Genomic DNA, 8,813 nt, shown 5'->3' on the forward strand with positions numbered 1-8,813 from the left:
GCGCTATCGCTCAGCATGTGGCGCACGCGCTCGGCCGGGTAGTCCGGGTCTACCGGCACATAAGCACCGCCAGCCTTGAGGATGGCCAGCAGGCCAACCACCATCGACAGCCCACGTTCGACGCAGATCGCCACCCGATCATCCGGCTGCACGCCCAGCCCGATCAGATGATGCGCCAGGCGGTTGGCCTGCTCGTTGAGCTGGCGATAGGTCAGCTCACCTTCCTCAGCCCGCACGGCCACGGCATGCGGCGTGCGCGCAACCTGCGCCTCGATCATGCCGTGCAAGGTTTGTTCAAGGTCGTAGTCAACGGCCGTGGCGTTGAAGTCAACCAGCACCCGCTGGCGTTCCTCAGCCGGCAACACCGGCAAGCGCTGCACTGGCAGGTCCGGTTCGTGCTCCAGTGCCTCGACCATGGCTTGCAGCAACTGCGCCATCTGCCCGCAGATGCGCGCTGCGCCAATCTCGGCTTGAGTCATGGCCACCAACCGGAATCCAAGGCCGGTGTCATCCACATTCAGGCTCAACGGGTAGTTGCTGCGCTCCTGGCTCTCCAGGGTGGTGATGCCTGCTGTCGCCTGCTTCTGGCTGGCGGTGGCCTGGCTGCTGTGGCGGTAATTGAGCATCGCGCTGAACAATGGCAGCGGCGCGGCCACGCCGCTGCAGCGTTGGGCCAGGGCCAGCGAGGCGTGCTCGTGGGCCAGCAGCGCACTCAGCCGCTGGTGGGTGGCATGGGCGCCCGCGCGCAGGCTGATGCCAGCAAGGTCGACGCGCAGCGGCAAAGTGTTGATGAACATCCCCAGCGCTCGCTCGGCACCTTCGCCGCCTTGCAGGCGACCCAGCAGCACGGTGCCGAACACCACCCGCTCCTGGCCGCTGGCAGCCGCCAGCAAGCGCGCCCAGGCCAGGTGGAACAGGCTGGCGACACTGATGCCCAATTGGCGTGCCTGCCAACGCAGGCGTTGCGCCAGCGCTGCGTCCAGCCACAACTGGGCTTCCTGGATGCCGCGGCCATCGCCTTGCACATCACTGAGGCCGAACGGCAAAGTCGGCTCGTCGATATCCGCCAGTTGCTCGCAGAAGAACGCCTCGTGCCCGGCCTGGCTGATGCCCAGGCGGGCCTGGGCCACATAGTTGCGGTACGGCACCGGGGCGTGGGCAGGTTCACCGTTGCCTTGCAGGTAGCCGATCAGTTCTTCGGCGACCACCTCCATGGCGGTGTGGTCGAGAACGATGTGGTGGAACTGCAGGGTGGCTTCGATCGGGCCGTCCGCGTCGGTGTAGAGCAGCCGAATCAGTGGGGCCTTGGTCAAATCGAGACGTGTGTTGGCATGGTCGCGGTTATCTATGCGCCCACAGGGCTCTTGCGCAACCGGTGCGACTGCGCGCAAGACCACCTGCACAGGCTGTGGCAGGCCTTCCCAGACGATGGCGGTACGCAGCACATCGTGGCGGGCGATCACCTTGTCCAGCGCGGCGGCGAAGCTGGCCAGGTGCTCGCGACTGGCGAAGGCGAAACGCGATTGCAACACATAGGGGTCATGCCCGGCGGCGCTCAGATGGTGATAGAGAATCCCCTCCTGCAACGGCGCCAAGGGGTAGATGTCCTGCACGTTGGCAGCGCCGCCCGGCACCCGGGCAACGATGCGCTCGATGGCGGCCTGTTCCAGCGTCACCATGGGGAGCATGGCCGGGGTGATATGGGAGCAATCGACCGGGATCAGGTTCGCGGGCACCTGCACCTCGCGTACCTGTCCCAGGGTGGCAGCCAGGGCGGCAATGCTCGGTTGGCCGAACAGCGTGCGCACGTCAACCTGCAAACCTTGCCGGCGCAGGCGTGCGGTCAGGCTGACGGCCAACAGCGAGTGGCCGCCCAGTTCGAAGAAGTTGTCGTGACGCCCCACTCGTTCGACCTGCAGCATTTCGGCCCAAACTGCTGCCAGCGCGGTTTCGACTGCACCCTGTGGTGGTGCGTAGGCCTGGCGGGTCAGCAAGGCCGGGGCTGGGTCGGGCAACGCCTGGCGGTCGAGCTTGCCATGGCGGGTCAGCGGCAACCCATCGACCTGGGTAAAGGCCATGGGTACCAGATGCGTCGGCAAGCTGGCCTGCAACGCCTGGCGCAATGCCTCCGGCTGCACGGGCGCGGTTGCGGTGAACCAGGCCAGCAGGCGCTCGCCACGCACCAGCACCACGGCATCGGCGATGCCCGGCTGGGCGGCCAGCACACTTTCGATTTCGCCCAGCTCCACACGCACACCGCGGATCTTCACCTGGTCATCGTTGCGGCCCAGGTAATCCAGGGTGCCGTCGGCGTTCCAGCGCACCAGGTCGCCGCTGCGGTACATCCGCGCATGGGCTGCGGTACTGAACGGGTCGGCCAGGAAGCGCTCTGCGCTGAGCCCGTCGCGGTTCAGGTAGCCACGGGCAACCCCGATGCCCCCTATGTACAACTCACCCACCGCGCCCACCGGCACCGGCTGTTGGTGATCGTCGAGTACGTACAGGCGTGTGTTGGCGATCGGCTTGCCGATATGCAACAGCCCGCCAGGCACTAGCTGTCCGGAGCTGGCGACGACAGTGGCTTCAGTCGGGCCATAGTTGTTGACCACAGCAAAGCCCGGCGCCTGCTCGAACTGGCGCAGACGGTCACCGCCCACCAGCAGCGTACGCAGGGTCGGGTGCTGGCGTTCACGGCGCAGTGCCTGCTCAGCTACCGGCGTCGGCAGGAAGCTGACCGCCAGGGGTTGGTCCAGCCACCAGTCCAGCAGCTCGTCGACGTGTTCACCGCCCACCTGGACCGGCGGCAAGTGCAGCACTGCCCCGGCACAGAGCGCCGGCCACACCTCCCAGGCGACTGCGTCGAAGCCGAAACCGGCCACTGTGCTGGTATGGCTGCCGGCGTTCAGGGCAAAGGCCTCGCGGTGCCAATGCACCAGGTTGGCCAGGCTCGCATGCTCGACCATCACGCCCTTGGGCTGGCCGGTGGAGCCAGAGGTGTAGATGACGTAGGCCAGGTGCTGCTGGCCCAACCCGGCCACGTGCGGGTTGCTGTCTGCGGCGCCTTGCCAGGTATCACGGTCCAGCGCCACCTGCACTGCGTCACCGACCAGTGCCTGCGTAGCGGACTCTACCAGCACCAGCGCGGGTGTGCTGTCGGCCAACAGATAGGCGATGCGCTCGGGCGGGTAAGCCGGGTCGATGGGCACATAGGCCGCCCCCGTCTTGAGCACAGCCAGCAGGGCAATCTGGCGCTCCAAGGTGCGCGGCAGGCACAGCGCAACGCGGTCGCCAAGCTGCACGCCACGTTCGATCAGGTAATGGGCGAGACGGTTGGCGCTGCGGTTCAGCTCACCATAGCTCAGCACCCGGCCATCCTGCACCAGGGCGGCCGCCTGCGGCGTGTGGGCGGCCTGGGCTTCGACCAGGGCATGTACGGTCTGGCCGGTAGGGTAATCGCGCCAGGTGGCATTGAAGGTGTCCAGCAATTGTCGGCGTGCGGCGTGATCGAGGATGGGCAGCGTGGCCACTGCCACATCCGCCGCCTGCTCCAGCGCCTTGGCCAACTCAGCAAGGGCCTGATTCATCCACTGTGCCACCCGCTCGGCACCGATGCCTTGCAGGGCCAGCACACTCAGGACAAAGCCTTCGCCGAGGTCATCGACGCTCAGGGTCAGCGGATAGTTGCTGCGCTCCTCCCCGCCCAGCAGGCAGACGCCCTGCGTGCCGGCATCCGTACCGCTCACGGCACTGCTATGCCGGTAATTGAACAAGGCGCTGAACAATGGCACCGATGCCGCCACGCCGCTGCAGCGCTGGGCCAGGGCAAGCGAGGCATGCTCATGTGCCAGCAACGCCGACAGCCGTTGGTGAGTCAGGCCCACTGCCTGCCGCACCGGCGTCGACAGGTCGATGCGCAGTGGCAGGGTATTGATGAACACGCCAAGCGCCCGATCAGCCCCTTCACCGCCTTGCAGGCGGCCCATCAGCACTGTGCCGAAGACCACGTCGGTGCGGTTGGCCAGCACGCCCAGGACCCGTGCCCAGGCCAGGTGCGCCAGGCTCGCGGCGCTGACGCCCAGTTGCCGGGCCTGCTCGCGCAGGCTACGGGCCAGCGCGGGGGCCACGGCAAGTCGGGCTTCCTCGATGGCATGCCCTTCGCCTTGCACGTCAGCCAGGCCGAACGGCAGGGTCGGTTCATCCAGGTCGCCCAGCATTTCGCGGAAGAACGCTTGATGGCCCGCATCGTCGGCCGCCAGGCGCGCCTGGGCAACATAGGTGCGGTACGGCACCGGCGGCGGCAGACCCTCGCCCTGCCCCGCCATCAGCGCGTGCATTTCCCCGGCGATCACTTCCATGGCGGTATGGTCCAGGGCCAGGTGGTGGAACTGCAGTATCGCCACCACCCGCTGGTTGACCGGGTCGGCGGCATGCACCAGGCGCAGCAGCGGCGCACAGGTCAAGTCCAGGCGCTGGTGGCGGGCGTCGTAGCGCGCTTGCAACGCATCGAGCACTGCCTCGTCGCCAAGCCCCTCCACGCCCGTGACAGCCATGTGCGCCTCACGCCATACCACTTGTACCGCTTGTTCCAGGCCTTCGCTGACCACGGCGGTGCGCAGGATGTCGTGGCGGTCGATCACCTGCTGCAAGGCACCGGCCCAGCGTTGCAGGTCGGCCAGGCTGTCGAACGCCAGGCGCGACTGCAAAAGGTAGGGGTCGCCCTGCTCGGCACTTAGGTGGTGGTACAGGATGCCTTCCTGCAACGGTGCCAGCGGGTAGATTTCCTGCACGTTGGCAGCTCCGCCGGGCACGGTGGCTACCACGCGGTCGATGCTGACCTGGTCGAGGTCGATCAGGCTGAGCATGTCCGGGGTGATTGCGCGAGCCTCTGCCGGCACCCGATTGGCCGGTACCTGCACCTCGCGGCCCGTCCCGACCGCAGCGGCCAGGGCGGCCAGGGTCGGCTGGGCGAACAGCACGCGCACATCGGCACTCAGCCCCGCCTTGCGCATGCGCTCGACCAGGGTCACGGCCAGCAGCGAATGGCCGCCCAGCTCAAAGAAGTGATCGTGGCGGCCTACCTGGTCGACCTTGAGCACTTGCGCCCAGATCACGGCCAGGGCGCTTTCCACCTCACCTTGCGGGGCCTCGAACGCACGGCTGACCAAGGCGTCGCTACCCGGTGCCGGGAGCGCGCGGCGGTCGAGCTTGCCGTTAGCGGTCAATGGCAGCTCGGCCAGGTACACATAAGCCGCCGGCAGCATGTAGTCCGGCAGACGGCCTTGCAACTGGGCGTGCAACTCAGCAAGTGCCGGTGCCGCGGAATGTGCGGTGAAGTAGGCCACCAGGCGCTTCTCGCCCGGGGTGTCTTCGCGCAGCACCACGGCGCTGTCGCGAACGCCGACGCATTGGCCGAGGCAGGCCTCGATTTCCCCCGGCTCGATACGGAAGCCGCGCAGCTTGACCTGCTGGTCGGCACGACCCAGGTAACGCAGCGAGCCGTCGGCCTGCCAACAGGCCAGGTCACCGCTGCGGTACATGCGGGCGCCCGGCTGGGGGCTGAACGGGTCGGCGAGGAAGCGATCAGCCGTGAGTGCGGGCCGGCCAAGGTAACCCAGGGCCACGCCATCGCCACCGATGTACAACTCGCCGACGGCGCCGACCGGCAGGGGTTGCCGGCGGGCATCGAGCACATAGCAGCGGCCATTGCCGATCGGTTTGCCAATCGGGATGCTGCCCTTGTCGACGGTGGTGATCGCGTGGGTGGTGCTGAAGGTGGTGGCCTCGGTCGGCCCATAGCCATTGAGCAGGTGCTGCGGCGCACCTTCGCGCAGTACCCGGGCGATTACCGCCGGGTCCAGTACGTCGCCCCCCACCATCAGGTAGCGCAGCCTGGCGAAGGCTGGCAGCAAGGCTTCGGCAAACTGGTGGAACAGGCCCGCCGTCAGCCACAGCACGCTTACGCCCTGATCCAGCAGCACATCACGCAATGCCTCCCGCGACAACACCTGCTGCTGGTCGATGACGACGACGCTGGCACCGTTGAGCAACGGCGCCCAGACCTCCAGGGTACTGGCGTCGAACGCGGGGTTGGAAGCGAAAGCCACCCGGTCCTCGCGGGTAAACTGGGCAAAACCGTTGTTGATCACCAGGCGCACGATCGCCCGGTGCGGCACTTGCACGCCCTTCGGGGTGCCGGTCGAGCCCGAGGTATACATGATGTAGGCTGCGCTTTCAGCGCTCACCGCCAGCCCCGGCGTATGGGTCGGGTAGCCGGCCAGCTCACAGTGGTCCAGTTCCACCCGGATTGCCTGGCCTGCCTGCACTTCGCTGGCGAGTGTCAGCAGCACCCTGGCCTGGCTATCGTCGATCATGAAGGCCTGGCGTTCGGCGGGCGTATTGCTGTCCAGGGGTACGAACACTGCCGCGCATTTGCTGACGGCCAACTGCGCCGCCAGCAGCTCGAAACTGCGGGGCAGCGACAGGGCGACACGGTCGCCTGGCGTCACGCCCAGGCTCAGCAGGTGGTGCGCAAGGCGGTTGGCATGCTGCTCCAGCTGTTGGTAGGACCAGTGCCGCTGGCCGTGCACCACGGCAATTGCAGCCGGCGTGAGCGCGGCATGGGTACCGAACAGCTGGTGCAGCGCGTGATCCCGCGGGTAGTCACGGCGAGTGGCGTTGAAGCCTTGCAGCACCAGCTCGCGCTCGGCAGGCGCCAGTTGGCTGAGCGCATGCAATGGCATGGCCGGAGCACCTTGCAAGGCATCGGCCAGTTGCTCCAGGGCGGTAGCCAGCAGGCGGCATACCTGGCCGCCGTCAACCTGAGCCACCGCTTGCACGGTCAGGACAAAACCATCACCCAGGTCATCGACATTGACCACCAGCGGGTAGTTGCTGCGCTCATGGGCAGTCAGCTGTTCGATTCCTTGCCAGGCCTGGCGCAGCTCGACCTTGGCCGGTGCGCTGTGGCGGTAATTGAGCAGGCTGGTGAACAGCGACTGGGTAGCTGGTACGCCGCTGCAGCGCTGGGCCAGGGCCAGCGAGGCCTGTTCGTGGACCAGCAGCCGAGCCAGGCGCTGGTGGGTCAGGCGCACGCCATCGGCAGTCGTTGCCGCGCCAACGCTGACGCGCAACGGCAGGGTGTTGATGAACATGCCCAGCGCCCGCTCGGCACCCTCGCCGCCCTGCAGGCGACCGAGCAATACCGTGCCGAACACCACCTCCTCGCGCCCGGACAGCTGAGCCAGCACCTGCGCCCACGCCTGGTGCACCAGGCTGGCGACACTGACGCCCAGATGCCGCGCCTGCTCGCGCAGGCGGCCAGCCAGTGTGCCATCCAGGGCCTGACGGCTATCGAACACTTCGCAGGCGTCGGTCTGCGCATCGTGCAGTCCGTACACAATGGTAGGTTCGTCGATGTCACCCAGCAGTTCACGGAACCACGCTTCGTCGCCTTGGGCATCGCCGCCAAGGCGGGCCTGGGCCACGTAGTTGCGGTAAGGCACACTGGCTTCGTGCCGTGGCTGGCCTTGCAACACTGCAGTGATCTCGGCCACCAACTGCTCGACGGCGGCATGGTCGAGGATGATGTGGTGGATCAGCAGCGTGGCTTGCAGGCCACTGTCGGTCTGCTCGGGGACCAGGCGCAGCAGCGGGGCGTGGTTCAGGTTGATGCCACGCTGTTGCTGATCGCAGCGCAAGGCTGCGACAGAGGGCGTGGTGCGCCATACCACCTGCACCGGCTCGTCGAGGGCTTGCCAGTGGATGCTGGTGCGCAGGATGTCATGCCGCGCAATGACCTGGTCAAGCGCGGCGGCGAAGGCGTCCAGTTCGGCTTGGCCCGGGAAGGCAAAGCACGCGTGTAACACATACGGGTCAGCGCCCTCGCTGGCCAGGTGGTGGTAGAGAATGCCCTGTTGGAGCGGGGCCAGGCCGTAGATGTCCTGGATGTTCGCCGTGCCGCCAGGGACCTGCGCCACCAGGGTGTCGATGGCGGTTTGCGAAAGCTCGGCCAATGGCAGCAGGGCCGGAGTGATGTGGGTACAGCCTGGGTCAATCAGGTTGGCCGGCACCGCGACCCGGCTTTCACCGCCAACTGCAACGGCCAGCGCGGCCAGGGTCGGTTGACCGAACAACACGCGGATATCGGCTTGCAGGCCTCGTTCACGCAGGCGTGCAGTGAGGCTTACCGCCAACAGCGAGTGGCCACCCAGCTCGAAGAAGTTGTCATGGCGCCCTACCCGCTCGACCCCCAGTAGTTCGGCCCAAATGGCTGCCAGCAGGTTTTCGGTTTCGCCTTGCGGGGCTTCGAATGGGCGATCCTGCAGCGCGCCGGGCTCTGGCAGCGCCTTGCGGTCGAGTTTGCCGTTGGGGCTCAGCGGCAAGGCTTCGAGGTGCATGAACAACGCTGGCACCATGAATTCCGGCAGATGTGCCAGCAGGCACGTGCGCAGGGTTTCCACGGTTTGCGGGTGACCGGTGTAATAGGCAACCAGGCGCTGCTCCTTGGCCAGCACCACCGCTTCCTTGATGCCCGCGATGGCGGTAAGGCCGGCCTGGATCTCGCCCAGCTCGACCCGCAGGCCGCGCAGCTTGACCTGGTCATCGTTGCGGCCGAGGTATTCGAGGTTGCCGTCTGGCCGGTGGCGGGCCAGGTCGCCGGTACGGTACAGGCGCCCGCCAGGCACGAACGGGTCATCGATGAAGCGCTCGGCAGTAAGCTCGGCCCGGTTGAGGTAGCCGCGGGCGACCTGTACGCCACCGATGTACAGCTCCCCCGCCACCCCTTGCGGCACCGGTTGGCGCTGCTCGTCGAG

Annotated in this window: 1 protein-coding gene; it reads right to left on the reverse strand. The window is 67.1% G+C overall.

The genetic code is table 11. From position 1 onward, the window contains the following. Positions 1 to 8,813: non-ribosomal peptide synthetase (locus E8E68_RS16830; protein WP_280343000.1), on the reverse strand; the 8,813-nt coding region annotated here is incomplete at both ends.

It is taken from the genome of Pseudomonas sp. BN607 (assembly GCF_029871175.1).
Taxonomy (GTDB): Bacteria; Pseudomonadota; Gammaproteobacteria; order Pseudomonadales; family Pseudomonadaceae; genus Aquipseudomonas.